Raw genomic sequence first — 20,343 nt, forward strand, 5'->3', positions numbered from 1 at the left:
ATGATTATTCTCATCCTTGTCACGTAATTTTTTTCCAATAAATTACGTATATCATAAATTGATCAGATTTTCATAGAGATTGGTGAAAAAATAATTGCGTTACTTTTCTCACAACCGCGCATGTAAGCAGAAAATGCAAGAAATAACAATTATTATGCAATGTGTAATTAAATTATGTATTGCGTAATTTGATGAATTCAGTATTATAAGAACCATGAAGCAATTGGTTGTTCTCGGTCTATATCAAACTCATAAGTAAAAAGATGATCTCACTAAAGGTTAAAACTTATATGAGTAGCTCAGTCCCTAGACCGAACTTTTATTTGTATAAGACGCGAGATGAAGACAAGGAAGCGAAAATGGAACAAAAACTAAACTCTTTTATTGAAGTTTCACCTCAATCTGATTTCACTATTCATAATTTGCCTTATGGTATTTTTAGTAGAACAGCCGAAGGCGAGCGTCAGGTCGGTGTAGCTATCGGTGATTGGGTCATTGATCTCGCTGCTCTTGAAAAGCATGGTCTTTTAAAACTTTCAGATCAAGACACATACTTTAACCAGCCTACACTGAATAAATTTATTGAATCGGGCAAAGCCAACTGGTCTAAAGTTCGTAAAACATTACAGTCTCTTCTTTCAGTTGAAAATTTAACACTTCAAGAAAACGAAGCATTACGTCAGGAAGTTCTAGTTAAGCAAGACAGCGTAACTTTACATTTACCTGTTCGCGTACCTGGCTATACCGATTTCTATTCTTCTAAAGAACACGCGACCAATGTCGGCTGTATGTTCCGCGACCCTAAAAATGCCTTGCTGCCAAACTGGACCGAATTACCTGTAGGTTATAACGGTCGTGCTAGCTCTGTTGTAGTGAGCGGAACTCAAGTGGTACGCCCATCAGGTCAAATCAAACTTCCAAATGAAGAACGTCCAGTTTTCTCAGCAACTCGTAAACTCGATTTCGAACTTGAAACAGCATTTATTGTAGGTAAACCAACGGCGCTTGGTCAGCCGATCTCGATTGAGAATGCTTGGGACCATATTTTTGGAATGGTTCTGTTAAACGACTGGTCAGCACGTGATATCCAGCAATGGGAATACGTTCCTCTAGGTCCATTCAACTCAAAATCATTTGCTAGCGCTATTTCACCTTGGGTGGTAACGCTTGAAGCACTTGAACCATTTAAAGTTGAAGGCCCGAAACAAGAACCGAAACCACTGGCTTATTTACAAGAAAATATCGCCAACAGTTACGACATTAATTTGAGTGTTGAGATTCAAACACCAAAATCAGCACAAACTGATGTGATCTGTAAAACCAACTTCAAATATATGTATTGGTCTATGGCTCAGCAGCTGACTCACCACACCATTGGAGGCTGTAACGTTCAGGTCGGTGACTTAATGGGTTCAGGTACCATTTCAGGTTCTACACCTGACTCTTATGGCAGCTTGCTTGAGCTAACTTGGAACACCACTAAACCATTAACACTTGCCAATGGTGAAACTCGTGGTTTCTTACAAGACGGCGATACGCTCATCATGAAAGGTCACTGTGAGAAAAATGGTATCCGTATTGGCTTTGGTGAAGTTCGAAACACTGTACTTCCTGCATTAGATTTTGATTTTGCAGAAACTTCGGAGCCAGATTATGAAGCTGTATAGTTACTTTCGTAGCTCTGCAGCTTACAGAGTACGGATTGGACTCAACCTTAAAAATCTCGCTTATGAAACTGCACCAGTTCATTTGGTTAAAAATGAGCAGCAAAGTGAAGACTATTTAAAGTTAAATCGCAGTGCCTTAGTGCCAACTTTAGTGGACGGCGATTTAACCTTGTCACAGTCATTAAGTATTTTGGAATATCTAGATGAACAATATCCGGAAACCAAACTACTTCCAAATGATGTGAAAGAGAGAGCCAAAATCCGTGCTTTTGCCCAAGCAATCGCTTGTGATATTCACCCGTTAAACAACTTACGCGTTCTGAAATATTTAAAAAATGATTTAAACGTTTCAGACGAACAAAAAAATTATTGGTATCAGCACTGGATTATTGAAGGCTTTCAAAGTCTCGAACAGCAACTTCAAGATTCAAACGGACAGTTTTGCTTTGGACAACAAGCAACGATTGCCGATTGCTGCCTCATTCCACAAGTCTACAACGCGAAACGCTTCAAAATCGATTTATCTGCGTTTCCAAAAATTGAATCAATTTATCAACATTGTTTGTCTATCCCAGCCTTCTATAACGCGGCGCCAGAACAACAACCAGATTGGGAATAGTAAAAGGAGTTTCAACATGACATTTGCCATTAAAAAAATACATCACGTTGCATATCGCTGTAAGGATGCGAAAGAGACTGTTGAGTGGTATAAAAAAATGCTCAACATGGACTTTATCTTAGCTTTTGCTGAAGACCATGTGCCTTCAACCAAAGCCTTTGATCCTTATATGCATTTATTCCTAGATGCTGGTCAAGGCAACGTTTTGGCATTTTTTGAATTGCCAACCCAACCAGAAATGGGCCGAGATGAAAACACGCCTCAATGGGTACAACATATCGCCTTTGAAGTTGAAGATTTAAATGCCCTGTTAGCTGCCAAAAAACATTTGGAAGAAAATGGCGTTAAAGTACTAGGCATTACCAACCACGGTATCTTCCACTCAATTTATTTCTTTGATCCAAATGGACACCGTTTAGAACTGACATATAACGATATCCATGCGGAAGAAAAAATTGCAAAAATTACTGAAGAAATGAAAACTGAAATGTTGGATGAATGGAGCAAAACTAAACGTGCTCCACACCATACTCATTTCTTACATGAAGAAGAATTAGGCGCATAATTCTTTCAAAGCAATCGTTTCAAAAGTCGGCATTGGTGGGAATAGTTTGAATGAACTGTTCTATATCAATGCCGATTTATATTGTTTAAATCTACTAAACTTCTCTCAATTTACGCTATAAATAAAAGATGAAGGTCATTGTAAGAATTGTTGATTATTAAACATGTGAATTTTGCTAATAGAAAAAGGTGATTTCTATTTTTCTATAGGCTCAGGCATGATGTAAAACGCATCAATTCCAATTTATGTTTATACATAACTGTTTAACTGCTGAAGTAAATCGATTAAGGGTATTTAAATGATTGAAGAAAAAGTATCTGGGGGGGTTCAATCACTTGAAGTTGGTTTATCCGTACTAAATGCCCTGTTAGAGCACAATCAACCGATTATTCTCAAAGACTTGTCCAGTAAGCTTGAGATGCATCCTGCCAAAGTACACCGTTATTTGGTGAGCTTAATTCGCATGGATTACGCCAAACAACTTGAAGATGGGCAATATGCCCTAGGCGATCAGGCATGGCGTTTAGGCTTAAACTGCATTCAGCACAGTGACACTTTACAGCTGGTACAGCATCTAATTTACGACTTACAAAGCAAAATTGGCTGTGGTATTCAAATTAGTAAGTGGTCACCGAAAGGCCCTGTTGTGGTTCAGTCTATTGAATCTAACCACCCTATTTCGATTGTGACAAAAGTTGGCTCGATTATGCCTTTAGTCAATTCTGCTGCGGGACGTTTATTTGCCTCTTACCTTCCTGAGCATTTTATTCGTCCTTTATTAGAAGCTGAATGGCAAAAGCATCAGGAACTGGGACTAAACATTGCCCCACACAACTGGCAAGAGTTTTTAGAACTTAAAGATACGATCCGCCAGCAACAAATGTCGGCAGCTAAAGGTGATTTACTCACAGGTATTAACGCAGTCGGTCTACCAGTATTTAACTCAAATCAAGGAATTGAGTTTTGTATTGTGGCACTTGATAGCGAAATGTTTTTACCCGTCGACCCACAAAGTAAAATTATCGAAACGCTTAAAAATGAGATTAATTTAATTAATCAATATATTAAAAGCCGCTAGACATTAGCCATAAAAAAACCAAGAGCACTGCTCTTGGTTTTTTTAGATTAGAGACAAAGCAAAACTTATTTTGCTTCTAGAACACCACGGCGAATTTGGTCACGTTCAATCGATTCAAACAGTGCCTTGAAGTTACCTTCACCAAAACCGTCGTCATCTTTACGTTGAATGAATTCGAAGAAAACTGGCCCAATCATGTTTTGAGAGAAGATTTGCAATAAAAGCTTCTTCTGACCATCTTTAGTATTACCGTCAAGCAAAATACCGCGCTGCTGTAATTCATCAGTCGGTTCGCCATGCTCAGGTAAACGATCTTCCAACATTTCATAATAAGTGTTTGGTGGTGGAGTCATAAATTGCAGACCCAAGCCTTTTAACTTATCCCAAGTCGAAATTAAGTCATCACAAATAAACGCGATATGCTGAATACCTTCGCCATTAAAATCAGCTAAGAATTCTGCAATTTGACCGTTACCTTTGTCTGAGTCTTCATTTAAAGGGATACGGATCATGCCATCTGGAGCAGTTAACGCTTTAGATGTTAAACCTGTATATTCGCCTTTAATGTCGAAGTAACGAATTTCTTGGAAGTTAAAAATCTTCTCATAGAAGTTTGCCCAATACTCCATACGGCCTTTGTAGACGTTATGAGTTAAGTGGTCAATTTCTTTTAAACCAGCGCCTTCAGGGTTACGCTGTGCATCATCAAAGAAAATAAAGTCATTTTCATAAATGTCACGGTCAACCAAGAAGATTGGCATGCCACCAATACCTTTAATTGCCGGAATGTTAAGCTCCATCGGCCCAACACTAGACTGCATTGGTTCTGCACCTAGCTCAACAGCCTTTTTAAAAGCTTTTGCCGCATCGCGTGTTTTGAATCCCATTGCGCAAGCAGATGGGCCATGCTCATTGAAAAAGAATGAAGCATAAGATTCTGGCTGATAATTCAGGATAATATTGATATTTCCTTGACGCCATAAGTACGCTTTTTTCGATTTATGCTTGGCTACTTTTGAAAAGCCGATGGTTTCAAAAATTGGATCTAATTCATTTTCTTTTGAAACAAACTCAATAAATGCAAAACCGCATAGTTCTAATGGGTTCTCTAAAATATCCATCTAGTTTCCCTCTGGTGATTACCTGATCCGTTTATTTCTCATGCTGATCTGGTCAGCTCCTTTCTCTATAGAATACGCATTTGCTGGGAGTGTGTTTGAACCGTCAAAATGCCTTAGCCCAACGCATCCTATGAGAAAAAAACCAATAATTAAAACGATGATTGAGTGAGCACGAAGCCGATGATTAATTTCCCTTCTATATGGTATTTATTTTCCATACACACAGTCCTTTCTTATCTAAAAGTACGATTGAGATTTTTCAATAAACCTTTAAAAATCGCCTTTTCCTAAAGTCATTCCTAGATTTATGGAGGCCAACATCCTTGTTGGACCTCCAATGGCCATTTACCTTAAAACAGATGCTACTAAAAACAATTAAATTATGCAATACATAATTTAATTATGAATTGTGTAATTTATTAATCAATTTACTTGGTTTGTTTGCGCCCGTTTTTGATTTCATATTTTATAAATCATTGGGTACACTCACATGGCTTTTAAAGTTCTAACGGCGGAAAACTCATGCTTTTAATCAGTGCTTGTTTAATTGGTGAACCTGTACGTTATGACGGCCGTTCTTGCTTGCACACTACGCTTCAGCAGTTATTTTTAAATAAAAAAGCCCATGCACTTTGCCCAGAGTTATTAGGCGGTTTTAGCACGCCTCGTTTACCCGCAGAAATAGCGGGAGGAACAGGTCAAGATGTGCTTGATGGGAAGGCAAAAATTACTGATTCATCTGGTTTAGATGTAACAGACTTATATTTAAAAGGCGCTTACCGCACTCTAGAAATTGCACAGCAAATAAAAGCAAGTTGTGTGGTTTTAAAAGAAAATAGCCCATCTTGTGGCAGTCAAAAAATTTATAACGGAACTTTTCAAGACGAGAAGATTACGGGTGTTGGGATTACCACAGCACTGTTACAGCGCCATGGTTTTAATGTCATTTCTGAAAACGAAATTGAAGATTGGTTAGCTACCAATCCTCAAGCCTAGCCTATTCAATCAAAGTCCTCTTAATTGCTTTCTAAAACGGAAACAGAAAGCACTCATTAGACAAGCCACTAAATAACTTATGGCAGCCATACTCCAGAAACCATAAATTCCCATTGCAGAAATCGAATGACTCCCCCAATACAGCCCTTTATAGGCCATCCACCAGCCACCACCCAATCCGAAGCATAGCACCACAACTAAAAAAATCAGCATGGGTAAAATTGAGACATCCCAACAGCGTAGCAAAGAAGTGAGTAACGTCATTAAGCCATCGAGAAAATGAGACATACATACAATCAACAGCAGTGATGCTGCCAAAATCTGTACAGCCAAATCATCTGAATAGAACGTGACAATTAAGTCCCGCTCCAACCATAAACCTAGGGACAGACTGCCACTTACTGCCATAATTACCCATATACTTTGTCTGGCAATTTTGTTGGCTTCTTCCATGTTCCCGCTGCCCATAGATCTCGACACCAAAATGCTATAAGCCGAGGCAATTGAGGAAGGAAAAATAAACATGAAGCCGCCCGTGCTCGCGACAATTTGATGGGCTGCCGACACTACACTCCCAAAAGGCAAAATCAGAATAGCAACCGAACAAAATGCAACGACGTCCATCAACGCCATGATCGCCGTGGGTATACCTATTTTTAAAATCATACGCAGACTTTGTCGGCTATCTTCGACCGACCGTTTTGGTTGCTCAATAAAAATGTAGCTTTTCTCTAGAAAAAACAGGTAATAAACAGCTAACATAAACCATCGTACAATGAGAGTGGCTAATAAAGCCCCTATGGCACCGAGTGGCGGAATTGAAAATAAAGCGACACCATAAATCAAAAGATAGGACAAAATAATTTTAAGAATGAAAAAAATGCTATCTGATAGTAAAACCTTATGCGCATTTTCAGTGACCTGAGACAAAGCTGTACATAGGCGCATCAGTAAATGCACAGGTAAAATAAATACCAAGACCCAAATACAGTTTTTAGTAATTGAAACCACATGTTCAGATGCACCAAATAATTTTGGTAAATCACGAAACAAGTAAAGCAAGCCAATACTCACCAATGCCGAACATAACATCAGCCAAATGCCTTGAATAAAGATTTGACGAATATGGGGTATGTCATGGCAACCATAAGCTTCCGAGAGCTTGAGGATCACACCTTGCAAAATTCCCATCCCAATGACATAAATCACTGTATATAAAGATAAGGTTACCGATAATGCGGCGACATGGTCATTACTAAAATGCCCTACATAAGCAATATCAATCAATCCACTTAAAACTAGAATTAAATTGCTTGAGAGCATGGGAATAAATAATTTAAAAATCTGGTTCATCAAAAAAAGCCTTATTTTTTTCTTTGCGATTTATGTTGATATTCACGTTATTTTTAGTGCATCAATCCAAAGCAAAAGACATACCAGTTCTAAATTCAGCTTCCCCTAAAATGTTCTTTAAATAAAAAAAGCCAAACTATTCGTTTGGCCTTCTTTTGTAATGTATATTTTTCTACAGTTATTCTTGTTTGTGTTTACTTGCCCAATAAGTCGCAAGCGCAGGACCAGAAATATTATGCCAAAGACTGAAAATCGCGCTTGGTACTGCTGTAATCGGAGAAGCAGCAAAATGTACTGCTGCAAGTGCCACACCTAAACCTGAGTTTTGCATCCCGACTTCTACCGCAATTGCTTTACTGTCTGCATAAGGCAATTTAAAGAAACGAGCTGCGGTAAAACCTAATAAATAACCAAACCCATTATGCAATATCACTACCGCCAAAATGAGCAAACCCGACTGTAAAATAGCTGCTTTGCTCCCACCAATAATGGCTGCCACAATCGCGACAATTGCAATAACTGAAACTAACGGCATAACTTGAATATAGGATTCGACCTGACGTTTAAGCCATGTTCGCAAAATCAGACCAATCACAATAGGCAGTAGCACCACCTGTAAAATTGAAATAAACATCGAAGCTGCATCAATCTTTAACCATTGGCTGGCCAGCAGATAGAAAATTGCAGGAGTTAATACAGGTGCTAAAAGTGTTGATACCGATGTGCAGGCGACCGATAAAGCCACATTACCTTTAGCCATATAGGTAATCACGTTTGAAGCTGTTCCGCCTGGGCAACACCCCACTAAAATAACGCCGACTGCAATTTCAGGCGGTAAATTAAATAATTTACATAGAACATATGCTAAACCGGGCATCACCACAAACTGGGCAACCACCCCAATCAACACCGCTTTAGGGCTTTGCAATACCCCTTTAAAGTCATCTACGGTCATGGTCATTCCCATACCGAGCATAATAATCCCTAAGATCCATGGGATATACGCTTTAAGCCAGACAAAAAACTCAGGTTGCCATAGCGCTAGAGCCGCAAAAACGATGACCCATAAAGCAAACGTTTTTTGAACAAATTGAGTAAAACGTAATAATGCAGACATGCTGTTCATCCATATCAAATCGCAATTAAAGCCCAAACAACATGAGCACTCTCTCTAACATTCACTCAACAAATCAGTCGATTGAATACGGACAACACCCTGTTGCTGCATCGCTTGCCATGCCTGTTCTAAAGAGCCGTTCAGATTAATACCCTTACAGGCATCTTCAATCACTAAAGTTTTAAAGCCGAGTTGAACTGCATCTAAAGCAGTCCATGCGACACAAAAGTCCGTAGCAATTCCGACCACATAAACCGTATCAATGCCGCGCTCTTTTAAGTAACCCGTTAAACCCGTCATTGTGCTGTGGTCTGCTTCCATAAAAGCCGAGTAGCTATCAATATGAGCATGAAAGCCTTTTCGGATAATCAGCTGGGCCGTTGGGATATTCAAATCTGGATGAAATTCGGCATCATGGCTACCTCGTACACAATGTTTAGGCCAAAGCACTTGCGGTCCATAATCGAGCTCAATGATTTCAAATGGCTGTTTACCCAAATGGTTGGTGGCAAAAGAAATATGATTATCTGGATGCCAATCTTGTGTCAGAACGACATTTTCAAAACAACGCGCCAATTGGTTAATGGTTGGAATAATTGTATCGGCATCGGCAACTGCTAAATTTCCACCCGGTGTAAAACCATTTTGTACATCAACTACGACTAAAGCCGAATTTTGTGGTTGTTTCTTCATTTTCATGCCATCTTAAGTCCCATTCGGGAAAAATATGCATTTTATCTTGCCATAAAAAAGACCGTAGCAAGTAAGGATTCGCAGAATTGAACCATATTGTCATATTTACTGTCTTTTACTTGAAATGATCAAATTGGCATTCTATGTTTTGCTCAAGTTTACATAGGGTTTATCAGTTAAGCATATTGTTCTTATGCGTCTGATCAGTCATAATTTGCATAATTGTCATTCAACAATCTGTTATTGTTAGAACTGGACAATCAAAATACTGCAACCATCCCACATTTTGTTTTTCTTACCTCAGATTCGGATGGATAAATAGGATATTTTTTAAAATGACTCAGCAAGCACAGACCATTCAAGGCTCAATCGTCGCAATTGTCACTCCCATGTTGAAAGATGGCGGTGTAGATTGGAAGGGTCTTGAGAAGCTGGTTGAGTGGCACATAGAACAAGGTACAAACAGTATTGTAGCCGTCGGTACAACCGGCGAAGCCTCAACATTGAGCATGGAAGAGCACACACAGGTTATTAAAGAAATTATTCGTGTAGCCAATAAACGTATTCCAATTATTGCCGGTACTGGTGCAAACTCAACCCGCGAAGCAATCGAATTAACTAAAGCAGCTAAAGACCTCGGTGCTGATGCCGCTTTACTTGTAACACCATACTATAACAAACCAACCCAAGAAGGCCTTTTCCAACACTATAAAGCGGTTGCCGAAGCTGTTGAATTACCTCTTATTCTTTATAACGTACCGGGTCGTACAGGCGTAGACTTGTCAAACGATACAGCGGTACGTTTAGCAGAAATTCCTAACATTGTAGGTATTAAAGACGCAACAGGCGATGTGCCTCGTGGTAAAGCTTTAATCGATGCTTTAAACGGCAAAATGGCTGTTTACTCAGGTGACGATGAAACTGCATGGGAACTTATGCTTCTTGGCGCAGATGGTAATATCTCGGTTACTGCAAACATTGCACCTAAGGCAATGAGCGAAGTATGTGCGGTTGCAATTGCTAAAGATGAGCCACAAGCGAAGACGCTTAACAATAAGATTGCAAATTTACACAATATTCTATTTTGCGAATCAAACCCAATTCCTGTGAAATGGGCACTACATGAGATGGGACTGATTGATACTGGTATTCGTTTACCACTCACTCCTCTCGCTGAGCAATATCGCGAACCTCTCCGCAATGCCCTAAAAGATGCGGGAATTATTTAATAAGAGCAATTTATGATGCAATTACGTCTTGGTTTAGTCCTTGCAGTTTCAGCCTTAAGTTTAGCTGGCTGTGGTCGCTTCGCACTCAATAATCACTCTTTAGATTATAAAAAAGCAAAGCAACTTGCCCCGCTTGAGTATCCTGCCGATGCAACTGTACGACCAGCGACGCCTTTGTATCCTGCACCAACAGTAGACCAGCTCGCTATCGATCACGCACCGAAGTTTGAAAACAAGCGTGGCAATCGTTTTGCATTGCCTCGCCCTGAACAAACTCAAGGTGATACAGCAGATACATCTGCTCAATCAGGTAGCGCGCTTAGTCGCCCTCAACTTGTAACAGATGGTAATAAAAACCCACTGTTAAAAATTGATGGAAGTACCGCTGAAATTTGGCAATACACCAAAGCAACCCTAAGCACGTTAAATTACAACATCATCGCTCAAGGTAGTAATCAAGCGACGATTAAAGTAAATGACAAAACTTATGTGCTTAAACTGACTGGTGTTGGCTCTAGTCATAGCCTTGCTCTCTTTAATCCAGACAACACTTTTGCAAGCCCTGAAGTTGCGGCAGAAGTGTTAAACCAGATTTACCAAAATTGGCCAGCCTAGTCGTTTACTAGGCATTTTTTTTTAAAAGGTTCCCTCATGTTAAAACAAACCTTGCTCTATACTGGTAAAGCAAAATCTGTATATGAAACAGACAATGCCGACCATCTGATTTTAGTCTTTCGTGATGATGCCTCTGCGTTCAATGGCGAAAAAATCGAACAACTAGATCGTAAAGGCAAGGTGAACAACCGTTTTAACGCCTTCATCATGGAAAAACTTGCTGCTGCGGGTATTGAAACGCATTTTGAAAAATTGCTTTCTCCAACTGAAGTTCTTGTTAAAAAACTTCAAATGATTCCTGTTGAATGCGTAATTCGTAACTACGCAGCTGGTTCTCTATGCCGTCGTTTAGGTGTAGAAGAGGGTAAAGAACTTACTCCTCCTACATTTGAATTGTTCTACAAAGATGATGGCCTAGGCGATCCAATGGTTAACGAATCTCAAGCGATTGCTTTAGGTTGGGCGACTGCTGAACAGTTAGAACAAATGAAAGTGTTAACTTATAAAGTAAATGATGTATTAAAAGCATTATTTGCTGAAGGCAACATGATATTGGTGGACTTCAAACTTGAATTTGGTGTTTTCCATGACCGTATCGTACTTGGTGACGAATTCTCTCCAGACGGTTGCCGTTTATGGGACAAAGACTCTAAGAAGAAACTCGACAAAGACCGTTTCCGTCAAGGTTTAGGCGGTGTTGTTGAAGCTTATGAAGAAGTTGCAGCTCGTTTAGGCGTAGATTTATCTGACATCTAATTAGCCAGACTTTATAAGAAACCGAGCTGAATTGCTCGGTTTTTTATTTTCTAGGCACTAAAATTCAGGAAAAGTAGACAGATTTGTATATTTAATTAAATTATTACTTGCACAATATAAAAGCAAAGCACTAAAATCTAAAAAAACATTAATTACATCACAATAATTAAATTTAAAGTATGGTGAACCCTATGGAACTACTTAAGCCTGAAAAGAGATTAATGAATCACTCAATACATTTTGGTGAAAATCCATTAGTGATTTTATCTAATTTTAGCGACTCTGCTTTGAAACAAGGTTGGAGCGAAGCTGAAGTGGAAACCGTCATTTCTGAAGCTTCTCAAGGTGACTATATGAAACTCATACGGACTTTGAGAACATATACCTTACTTTAATTATTGTTACTGCTGTTATCTGATTTGCTGTAAATCTTTAGCGTCAACCCTATACTGATTTCTGACTTCTTCATCATAATTGCTCCCCTTTGACTCAGGCGGCAATTCGTCTTGTCATCCAAAGTTTTATCGACCTCTTCTTATATTTAGCTGTCCTATCTGGTTAATTGCTTTTATTCGCATAGTATTTTGCTTAGCGTCGTATCTTTCAATTTATAAAAAGATACATAAAGCTGTTATGAATCAACTAGATTTATTCTGAATGCTGCCTTAACAATAAACAAAAATAATAAGTAGAAAATATTTATTCTATGAGGAGTAGGCAGGATGGACCATGAAATAGAGGAAAAAAAGGTCGAGCAAACCTTAAGCTGGCGTGAAAAAATGGCAGTTGAAGAACATGAAAAACTGTCACCCCGTTTAGTCTATGAAATTATCCGCCGTGATGGTGCTGAAGAGCTGGATCGGCCAACGGCTGCACTGGTCTTTTCAGGAATTGCGGCAGGTCTAGTCATCAGTTTTTCTTTTGTGTTTAAGGCGATTATCGCTTCTTATCTTCCAGCTGATGCTGTCTGGACCGATTTAATCACCAATGTTGGTTATACCATTGGGTTCCTGATCGCTATTTTGGGCCATATGCAACTCTTTACCGAAAATACCATCACCACAGTTGTACCTCTATTCAAGCCCTTTACTCTCGAAAAATTACAAGCTGTAGGCCGATTATGGGGAATTGTGATTTTATGCAACCTCATTGGAACAGCTTTATCGAGTTTATTTTTCTTAACTACTCACCTGTTTACACCCGATATTGACAAGGCACTAGACGAGCTAGCACATCATGTTGCGTCTTTTTCTGCGACCGAAAACTTGCTGAAAGGTATTATGTCAGGGCTGTTAATTGCTGCACTAGTCTGGATGCTGCCTTCAGTTAGCAATAAATTCCTACTCATCTTTTTCATGACATATTTGATAGGACTCGGTGACTTTACCCATGTAGTAGTAGGTTCTACCGAAATTTCTTATCTAGTTTGGCAAGGAGATGCCTCTATTAGTGAATATATTTTTAATTTCCTGATTCCAACGACTATTGGAAATATTATTGGTGGTACAGGCGTGTTTACCCTCCTGATTTATGGTCAGGTTACTGAGGAATTGGAACAATAGCAGGACTCAATAAAACTATTGTTCCTGCTGCCATCTGCGTTGCTGTAAGCGTTCGCCTTCAACCTCACGCTTATTTCTCGCGGACTCGTAGAGTTTGGTTCCCTTCAACTCAGGTGGCAAATAGTCTTGCAACACAAAATGCTCTGGGTAATCATGAGGATAGAGATAATTGATGCCATAGCCTTGCTGTTTCATCAGCTTGGTTGGTGCATTTCTCAAGTGTAAAGGCACTGGTAAATTTGCCGTTTTATCGGCAAGTTCCAATGCTTTGTTAATTGCTAAATAAGTACTATTACTTTTTGCACTTGTTGCTAAATAAACCGCGGTTTGGCCCAAAATAATTCGACCTTCAGGCATACCCACTGCTTGAACAGAGCGGAAACATTCACCTGCAAGCAAAAGCGCATTTGGATTCGAGTTTCCAATGTCTTCTGAGGCTGCAATCAACATGCGTCTTGCAATAAAAACTGGATCTTCTCCTCCTTTAAGCATACGAGCCATCCAGTACAGAGCTGCATCTGGATCACTACCACGAATCGATTTAATAAATGCAGAAACGAGGTCGTAATGCTGCTCACCCGATTTGTCATAACGTGCAATGTTTTGCTGGGCAACTTTTACCACCACAGCATTGGTAATGGTATTTTCAACTTCTGGCTCAAATGTACTTGCAATTAAGTCTAGTAAATTAAGTGCTTTACGGGCATCACCTGCCGCAAACTGTAAAAGAGCATCGTACTCTTCAATGTGAATGTAGCGTTCTTTTAAGAATTTATCGGCTTGGAGAGCATTGTTGAGTAACGTCTGAATTGCTTCGCTGTCTAAACTGTTTAAGGTATAGACCTGACAACGTGATAAAAGTGCACTATTGACTTCAAAAGACGGGTTTTCTGTGGTCGCACCTATTAAGGTAATTTTTCCTTTTTCTACAGCCCCTAGTAGTGCATCTTGCTGTGATTTATTAAAGCGATGGATTTCATCAATAAAAACTACAGGTGTCAGTAAATCCCCACTTTCTGCAATCACTTCACGTAATTCTTTTACGCCCGTGTTCAGAGCAGACAAACTCACAAATGGGCGGTCTATTGCTTGCGCCAAAAGCAAAGCAATTGTTGTTTTACCAACGCCTGGCGGTCCCCAAAAAATAATAGAAGGTAAATGCCCCTGATCAATCATTTGACGCAGTGGTGCGTGTTCACCTAACAAATGATCTTGCCCAATAATTTCAGACAAATCTCTCGGGCGCAGGCGTTCAGGAAGTGGAATATGGGTGTCTGACATCTCAAATAGCTTTATCGTCTTTTCACTATAGTCTATTGTGTCTCACAGAAATCTACAATTTGAATCTATGAGACACATCCTTTATTTATAGGCTAACTCGAGGCCTTAAACGAGTTTCTTACTCAGCTTCAATAGACGGGCTTTTGGACCGTCTTCAATTACCCAAATTGAACCGTCTTGTGCTTCATGTAACCCACGAATACGTTGCTTCATTTCTAATCTCTGCACTTCTTTTACGGGCTTATGCTCTAAATCTACAACAACAATTGCTTCTGAAGATAACCCGCCAATTAAAGCTTTATTTTGCCATGCGGGAAATTGTTGTCCGCGATAAATAATTAAGCTCGACGGTGAGATTACAGGAGTCCAGTCAATTTCTGGCGCTTTAAACTCTGGGTGCGTGTGATGATCTGGAATAGGCTGACCGGAATAATGATCTCCATTTGAGACAATTGGATAACCATAATTTTCACCTTTGGTAATAATATTAAGCTCATCGCCACCTTTAGGCCCCATCTCAACCACCCAGAGCTGTCCTTGGCGATCAAAAGCCATACCTAAGGGATTACGGTGTCCCAGTGACCATATTTCCGCAGTGACGCCGCCTTGCTGATAAAAAGGGTTACCTACGGCGGCTGAACCGTCATCATTTAAACGCAGAATTTTACCCAAGTTACTTTTCATGTTTTGAGCAGGGTCAAACTTTTGGCGCTCACCTGAACTCACCCAAAGCTTACCATCTGCGTCAAAAAGCATACGATGCCCATAATGGCCTTGCCCTGAGACTTTAGGTACTTGCTGCCAAATTTGCTTTATATCGGTGAGTTTTGGTTGATTGGGGTTAGATAAATCTAATTTTGCATGTGAAATCACTGCACCAGATCCGCCTTGCCCTTTGGCTGCATAACTGAGATATATCCAGTGATTTTTGGCAAAGTCTGAGTGTAGAGCAACATCCCCTAAACCACCCTGTCCGCCATAGTTCACCGCTGGAACACCCTGAACATCTAGCACTTGTCTATTTTGGGGATTAAAAATTTTTAATTTGCCTTGTCGTTCAGTGACGAGTAAACGTTGGTCCGGCAAGCTCGTAATCGCCCAAGGTTCATTAAAATGTGCAACTGCCTCTATCTGATAAGTTTGTTTGGCAACACTGGATTGCTCTGTTTTTGCAGTTGTATTTTGTTCAGGATTTTTTGAATTAGTATTATTGGAGCCACAGGCCATTAACAATAAGAAGCTACTGCATAACAAGGGGGCTGCTAGTCGTCTCATCATTTTTATCTCCTTTTGCTTTTATTTTTATATAACGGAGATCATTAAAAAATTTACGATAAAAGTGTTACTTTATTATACGCTGTAATTAAAATGCCCATCGGGAGCGTATTAACGCACCCAACGCACTACATAATCTTCTAAATCATCTTCATGTACATCAGTTTCAGGAATACAACGTCCTGCAACCGACTTTTTCGCCTTAACGACGCTTTGTCTCGTACCCGTATTTAAATAGTGCCAAGAAGGTAAATTCTTGCCTTCATTCAAACGTTTATAAGCACAGCTCGATGGTAACCAGTGAATGTTTTTTAAGCTTTCTGGCGTCAGTTGCAAACAGTCAGGTACTTGCTGCTGACGGTTTGAATAATCCGAGCAACGTCCTGTGCTGCAATCGAGTAACTTACACGCTACCTTGGTGTAAGCAACTTCATGGGTATCTTCGTCTTCTAGCTTAACCAAACAGCATAAACCACACCCATCACACAAAGCTTCCCACTCAGCCTGTGTCAGCTGCTCTAGCGTGTAATTTTTCCAAAACATTGGACGAAGTGAGGTCTCAGTAGACATAAGTTTTTAACAGCTATATAGATAAAGCAAAGTGAGATTATAGCATTGAACTACACTGGGCTTAAGAAAATAAGCCGTATTTTTGGCATCACAAAATGATTGTTTAATATACATTTCAACCACATAAACGACACATTTCGTGCAAAAAACACGCTATATAGTAAAAAGACAATGAAAAATAAGGAGGACAGCATATGTTCCGTTGGGCAATAATTTTTGCAGTGATTGCACTCATTGCCAGTCTATTAGGGTTTGGTGGTGTTGCAGGGTTATCTAAAGACTTTGCCGTGATTTTATTAGTGATCGCTGTAATTCTCGCTGTTATTGGTTTTATTTCGCGAGGCCGAACCTAATTTAATTATGACCATATCAAAAAGAAGGAACTCGTTCCTTCTTTTTTATTGGCTGATTATTTCTATGTTTTTCTTTTGATGTAGATTTTTACATAGTTATTCATATGACTTTTATTTTTTATGCTTTAATCAAGCGTATTTAAATCAAGTTAAATTTCAGGATTAATGTCATGAGTACAGCAATTAAAACCCGTGAAATTCAATATACTGCACCAGATGGCAGCCATTTAATTGGTTACTTTGCAGCTCCAGAGAGTGAAAGCCCTGTAGCTGGTGTCATTATTGGTCCTGAGTGGTGGGGTCGTAACGAATACACTGAACAACGTGCGCGTGAACTTGCTGAACACGGTTATGCTGCGCTTGCAATCGATATGTATGGCGATAAAAAAGTGACTACGACTGCAGCTCAAGCTTACGAATGGATGATGCAGACATTTGAAGAGTTAGACACGGTGACTGACCGCGCTAATGCAGGGCTTCAAACTTTAGCTGCTCAACCAGAAGTGAATAGTGAAAAACTTGCAGCGGTAGGGTTTTGCTATGGTGGCAAAGTAGTACTCGATCTAGCTCGCTCAGGTGCTCCTCTCAAAGCAATTGCGACATTCCATGGCACATTAACACCTAAGGCTCCTGCTCAAAAAGGCAACATTCAAGGTGAAGTTTTAGTTCTACATGGTGAACTAGACAGCATGGTCACCTTAGAAGATGTTGCTAATTTTGAAAAAGAGATGCAAGCTGCTGAGGTTAAACATGAAGTAGTGGTTTTAAAGGATGCTAAACATGGCTTTAGTAACCCGCTTGCAGATGAAAGAGCTAAAGCGAATGGTGTCGACCTTGGCTACAACAGCGAAGCGGAAAAACAAGGCCTTGCTAAAATGTACGCTTTATTAGAACGTACTTTAAAATAAAAGAAGCAAATTTGGAGCAAATGGTTCTTTTTTCGCATTTGCTCCCTTAAATCTTTATGACTTTGCAATATTTTTCCTGTATTTTTTAAACCATACTTCAATAAATATACTCCCGTTGAGCTAGAGCAAAGCCTAGTCTTATTTCCCGCACTCGGGGTTTAATGGAATAACATGAGAGGATACAACAATGACTGACAAGAAATGTCCGTATTGCAATTTTGATGAATATGACATCATTGATAAGAATGAATTTGCTGTAATTTTACCTGACCCAAATCCGTTGTCTAAAGGCCATTGTGTTGTAACGCCACTACGCCATGTAAGCTCGTTTTTTGACATTACCTCTAAAGAACATGAAAGCTTACTGACACTTCTTGAAATTGCCCGTCATGAAACACAGCTTCGTCATCAACCAGCTGGTTTCCATATTGGCTTTAATGATGGTGAAGTATTTGGCCAGACTTCCGACCACTTCCACATTCATGTCATTCCTTACTATAAAAACCAACCGTTGAAACTTGATCAACGTTGGGGCGTAAAAGCGGATTAATCCTTTTTATGCTGGACAGAGACTACTCGTTTTAAAGTAGTCTCTGTTTGAACAGGCTCGTTCTGATTGCTTGCTTTAAACAAAACTTCTCCCCAATTTCAGCTATAATTTAGCCCTTACTTTTCTTCTATAGCTGTTCATGCCTGAATTTTCTTTTTCTGATGCCCTCTTAAACTGGTTCGATCAACATGGTCGTCATGATTTGCCTTGGCAAGTCGCAGATGATCCATACAAAGTTTGGGTTTCTGAAATTATGCTACAGCAGACTCAGGTAAAAACAGTTCTGCAATATTTTGACCGCTTTATGGAGCGCTTTCCAACGGTAGACGCTTTAGGTCATGCAACTTGGGATGAAGTCGCCCCTTATTGGGCAGGTCTTGGCTATTACGCTCGTGCCCGCAATTTGCATAAAGCCGCTGGTCTTGTAGCACAGCAAGGTAAATTTCCTGAAACCCTAGAAGAATGGATTGCACTACCTGGCATTGGTCGCTCGACCGCCGGCGCGCTCATGTCTTTAGGTTTACGTCAGTACGGCGTGATTATGGATGGCAACGTGAAACGTGTTTTAGCTCGCTTCTTTGCTATTGAAGATGACTTAAGCAAACCACAACATGAACGTGAAATGTGGAAACTCGCTGAAGAGCTTTGCCCGACACATCGCAACCATGACTACACGCAAGCGATTATGGACTTGGGCGCAACCATCTGTACGCCTAAAAAGCCTCTTTGTTTATATTGTCCAATGCAAGCTCATTGTCAGGCTTACCAGCAAGGTTTAGAACAAGAATTACCTTTTAAAAAACCGAAAAAAACACCTCCTGTAAAAACAGCAGATGTTCTTATTATTCAGTGTGAAGATGAGTGGTTCTGGCAACAACGCCCAGCTCATGGCCTATGGGGTGGTTTATTCTGTTTACCTATTTTAGAAAATGAACATGAACGACTGAACATAAGCCAGCAATTTAAACTACAGCCTCAAGCTCAAACTTTTCAGATCAGCCATAGCTTCACTCACTTTACATGGTTACTTAATGCTCATGTGTTCCACGTGGAACCTGATCAAAAAGAACATCTGGCGATTGAACTTGAAGGCCAATGGCTGAGTCCAGAACAGGCCATTGCCAAAGGTGTACCAACTGCTATGAAAAAATTGATCTCGACAAGCCGTTCATGACATAGTGGTCAAAATAATTTTGATATAACTATGACAGGGAGTATTTTGTGCGACGTTTTGTTTCTCATTTCTCACTTGGCTTTCTTATTATTCTATTGGCTGCCTGTGCCAGCGCACCTAAAAAACCTACACCACTGTCAGCCGCTCAAATTAGTAAGCTCGAGAGTATGCAGCTTCCAAATCGACTTCCAGTTCCGGTAAAAGGTGTCGATCGAGACGAACTAAAAGACACGTGGGGAGCTGCTCGGAGTCAGGGCCGTAGCCACGAAGGCATTGATATTTTGGCTCCACGTGGAACCAAAGTGTATAGCACAACCGAAGGACTAGTTGCCGATCTTCGTAATAACAACTTGGGTGGCAAAGTCATCTGGATTTTAGGCCCAGCGGGAACATGGCATTATTATGCTCATCTTGATGGTCACAAGCGTGGCTTAAGTGTTGGTGACTATGTCAAAAAAGGCGATTTAATTGGCTATGTCGGCAATACGGGCAATGCACGTTATACTTCACCTCATCTCCACTATGGTCTTTATCTAAATGGTAAAGGACGTGGTGCTGTTAACCCTTATTCATATTTACGCTAGGAACATTTTATGTCGGAAGCGCTGATCAATCGCTTAGTAGAGTTTGCCGAATCTGGCAACCAGCAAAAGATCATTTTAAATGGCAATAGCTATCAAGGCTGGATCATGGAAATCAGCGATGATGCCCTACTGATCAGTACCGGTTTTTCAGATAAAGTTGGCAAAGATTTTTGGCTAAAGTTTGAAGACTTAACTCAAGCCGAACTGTATTATTGGGATACTCGCCCAAATGAATGGGTGCTATTTAAACTTTAAAATTCCAAGATAAATATAAGGA

The 20,343-nt window shown here is 39.9% G+C and carries 23 protein-coding genes; 16 read left to right on the top strand and 7 right to left on the bottom strand.

Going from position 1 to position 20,343, the window contains the following annotated elements; translation table 11 throughout:
• Window positions 1–359 precede the first annotated feature (359 nt).
• The 4 genes from fahA (at window position 360) to AC1PJ9_RS05810 (ending at window position 3,929) form a co-directional block, all read left to right on the top strand.
• Window positions 360–1,667, top strand: a complete 1,308-nt coding sequence (fahA, locus tag AC1PJ9_RS05795) for a fumarylacetoacetase (RefSeq protein ID WP_311087293.1) — start codon at window positions 360–362, stop codon at window positions 1,665–1,667.
• Window positions 1,654–2,286, top strand: coding sequence for a maleylacetoacetate isomerase (gene maiA, locus AC1PJ9_RS05800; protein WP_311087294.1), 633 nt, complete (start codon window positions 1,654–1,656; stop codon window positions 2,284–2,286). The genes fahA and maiA overlap by 14 nt, the downstream gene beginning before the upstream one ends.
• Window positions 2,287–2,302: 16 nt before the next feature.
• Window positions 2,303–2,851: a VOC family protein gene (locus AC1PJ9_RS05805; RefSeq protein ID WP_209045337.1), complete on the top strand. Its 549-nt coding sequence runs from the start codon at window positions 2,303–2,305 to the stop codon at window positions 2,849–2,851.
• 298 nt (window positions 2,852–3,149) lie between these two features.
• Window positions 3,150–3,929, top strand: coding sequence for an IclR family transcriptional regulator (locus AC1PJ9_RS05810; protein WP_151739225.1), 780 nt, complete (start codon window positions 3,150–3,152; stop codon window positions 3,927–3,929).
• Between the two features lie 65 nt (window positions 3,930–3,994).
• Here the strand turns inward: AC1PJ9_RS05810 and hppD are convergent, their stop codons facing one another.
• The gene (gene hppD / locus AC1PJ9_RS05815) at window positions 3,995–5,050 is read right to left on the bottom strand and encodes a 4-hydroxyphenylpyruvate dioxygenase (RefSeq protein ID WP_261470667.1); all 1,056 of its coding nucleotides are present in this window, start codon (window positions 5,048–5,050) and stop codon (window positions 3,995–3,997) included.
• A 522-nt stretch (window positions 5,051–5,572) separates the two neighbouring features.
• Here hppD and AC1PJ9_RS05820 point away from each other — a divergent pair.
• Window positions 5,573–6,046, top strand: a complete 474-nt coding sequence (locus AC1PJ9_RS05820; RefSeq protein WP_311087295.1) for a 2-thiouracil desulfurase family protein — start codon at window positions 5,573–5,575, stop codon at window positions 6,044–6,046.
• A gap of 9 nt (window positions 6,047–6,055) precedes the next feature.
• Here the strand turns inward: AC1PJ9_RS05820 and AC1PJ9_RS05825 are convergent, their stop codons facing one another.
• From AC1PJ9_RS05825 to pncA, 3 genes are all read right to left on the bottom strand, one after another.
• Window positions 6,056–7,399, bottom strand: coding sequence for an MATE family efflux transporter (locus AC1PJ9_RS05825; protein ID WP_311087296.1), 1,344 nt, complete (start codon window positions 7,397–7,399; stop codon window positions 6,056–6,058).
• Between the two features lie 178 nt (window positions 7,400–7,577).
• On the bottom strand, window positions 7,578–8,516 hold the full coding sequence (locus AC1PJ9_RS05830) for a bile acid:sodium symporter family protein (RefSeq protein WP_077163765.1): 939 nt from the start codon (window positions 8,514–8,516) through the stop codon (window positions 7,578–7,580).
• Between the two features lie 54 nt (window positions 8,517–8,570).
• Window positions 8,571–9,215 (bottom strand): bifunctional nicotinamidase/pyrazinamidase, encoded by a 645-nt coding sequence (gene pncA, locus AC1PJ9_RS05835; RefSeq protein ID WP_311087297.1) that lies wholly within the window; start codon window positions 9,213–9,215, stop codon window positions 8,571–8,573.
• Between the two features lie 329 nt (window positions 9,216–9,544).
• On the opposite strand from pncA, the gene dapA reads away from it, so the two are divergent.
• The 5 genes from dapA to AC1PJ9_RS05860 all read left to right on the top strand — a co-directional run bounded on the left by dapA (window position 9,545) and on the right by AC1PJ9_RS05860 (window position 13,371).
• On the top strand, window positions 9,545–10,438 hold the full coding sequence (gene dapA / locus AC1PJ9_RS05840; RefSeq protein WP_004704743.1) for a 4-hydroxy-tetrahydrodipicolinate synthase: 894 nt from the start codon (window positions 9,545–9,547) through the stop codon (window positions 10,436–10,438).
• Between the two features lie 15 nt (window positions 10,439–10,453).
• Window positions 10,454–11,053 carry a lipoprotein-34 precursor (NlpB) gene (locus tag AC1PJ9_RS05845; protein WP_077165362.1) on the top strand — a complete coding sequence of 200 codons (600 nt, stop codon included), beginning with the start codon at window positions 10,454–10,456 and terminating at the stop codon, window positions 11,051–11,053.
• A 36-nt stretch (window positions 11,054–11,089) separates the two neighbouring features.
• The gene (purC, locus tag AC1PJ9_RS05850; RefSeq protein ID WP_002119240.1) at window positions 11,090–11,809 is read left to right on the top strand and encodes a phosphoribosylaminoimidazolesuccinocarboxamide synthase; all 720 of its coding nucleotides are present in this window, start codon (window positions 11,090–11,092) and stop codon (window positions 11,807–11,809) included.
• 191 nt (window positions 11,810–12,000) lie between these two features.
• Window positions 12,001–12,204 (top strand): hypothetical protein, encoded by a 204-nt coding sequence (locus tag AC1PJ9_RS05855; RefSeq protein ID WP_019458601.1) that lies wholly within the window; start codon window positions 12,001–12,003, stop codon window positions 12,202–12,204.
• Between the two features lie 327 nt (window positions 12,205–12,531).
• The gene (locus AC1PJ9_RS05860) at window positions 12,532–13,371 is read left to right on the top strand and encodes a formate/nitrite transporter family protein (RefSeq protein ID WP_311087298.1); all 840 of its coding nucleotides are present in this window, start codon (window positions 12,532–12,534) and stop codon (window positions 13,369–13,371) included.
• 15 nt (window positions 13,372–13,386) lie between these two features.
• Here the strand turns inward: AC1PJ9_RS05860 and AC1PJ9_RS05865 are convergent, their stop codons facing one another.
• The 3 genes from AC1PJ9_RS05865 to AC1PJ9_RS05875 all read right to left on the bottom strand — a co-directional run bounded on the left by AC1PJ9_RS05865 (window position 13,387) and on the right by AC1PJ9_RS05875 (window position 16,497).
• Window positions 13,387–14,652 (bottom strand): replication-associated recombination protein A, encoded by a 1,266-nt coding sequence (locus tag AC1PJ9_RS05865; protein ID WP_311087299.1) that lies wholly within the window; start codon window positions 14,650–14,652, stop codon window positions 13,387–13,389.
• 105 nt (window positions 14,653–14,757) lie between these two features.
• Window positions 14,758–15,930, bottom strand: coding sequence for a PQQ-dependent sugar dehydrogenase (locus AC1PJ9_RS05870; RefSeq protein WP_311087300.1), 1,173 nt, complete (start codon window positions 15,928–15,930; stop codon window positions 14,758–14,760).
• A 108-nt stretch (window positions 15,931–16,038) separates the two neighbouring features.
• The gene (locus AC1PJ9_RS05875) at window positions 16,039–16,497 is read right to left on the bottom strand and encodes a YcgN family cysteine cluster protein (protein ID WP_311087301.1); all 459 of its coding nucleotides are present in this window, start codon (window positions 16,495–16,497) and stop codon (window positions 16,039–16,041) included.
• Window positions 16,498–16,691: 194 nt separating this feature from the next.
• On the opposite strand from AC1PJ9_RS05875, the gene AC1PJ9_RS05880 reads away from it, so the two are divergent.
• The 6 genes from AC1PJ9_RS05880 to AC1PJ9_RS05905 all read left to right on the top strand — a co-directional run bounded on the left by AC1PJ9_RS05880 (window position 16,692) and on the right by AC1PJ9_RS05905 (window position 20,321).
• Complete coding sequence (locus AC1PJ9_RS05880; RefSeq protein WP_000490267.1) at window positions 16,692–16,850, top strand: DUF1328 domain-containing protein; 159 nt, start codon at window positions 16,692–16,694, stop codon at window positions 16,848–16,850.
• A gap of 170 nt (window positions 16,851–17,020) precedes the next feature.
• Window positions 17,021–17,758, top strand: a complete 738-nt coding sequence (locus AC1PJ9_RS05885) for a dienelactone hydrolase family protein (protein ID WP_311087302.1) — start codon at window positions 17,021–17,023, stop codon at window positions 17,756–17,758.
• A 187-nt stretch (window positions 17,759–17,945) separates the two neighbouring features.
• Complete coding sequence (locus tag AC1PJ9_RS05890; protein WP_311087303.1) at window positions 17,946–18,308, top strand: HIT family protein; 363 nt, start codon at window positions 17,946–17,948, stop codon at window positions 18,306–18,308.
• 139 nt (window positions 18,309–18,447) lie between these two features.
• Window positions 18,448–19,482, top strand: coding sequence for an A/G-specific adenine glycosylase (gene mutY, locus AC1PJ9_RS05895; RefSeq protein ID WP_311087304.1), 1,035 nt, complete (start codon window positions 18,448–18,450; stop codon window positions 19,480–19,482).
• 47 nt (window positions 19,483–19,529) lie between these two features.
• On the top strand, window positions 19,530–20,066 hold the full coding sequence (locus AC1PJ9_RS05900; protein WP_311087305.1) for a M23 family metallopeptidase: 537 nt from the start codon (window positions 19,530–19,532) through the stop codon (window positions 20,064–20,066).
• A 9-nt stretch (window positions 20,067–20,075) separates the two neighbouring features.
• On the top strand, window positions 20,076–20,321 hold the full coding sequence (locus AC1PJ9_RS05905) for a hypothetical protein (protein ID WP_001287364.1): 246 nt from the start codon (window positions 20,076–20,078) through the stop codon (window positions 20,319–20,321).
• Window positions 20,322–20,343 lie beyond the last annotated feature (22 nt).

The sequence above is a fragment of the Acinetobacter sp. 70_2 genome (assembly GCF_056736115.1).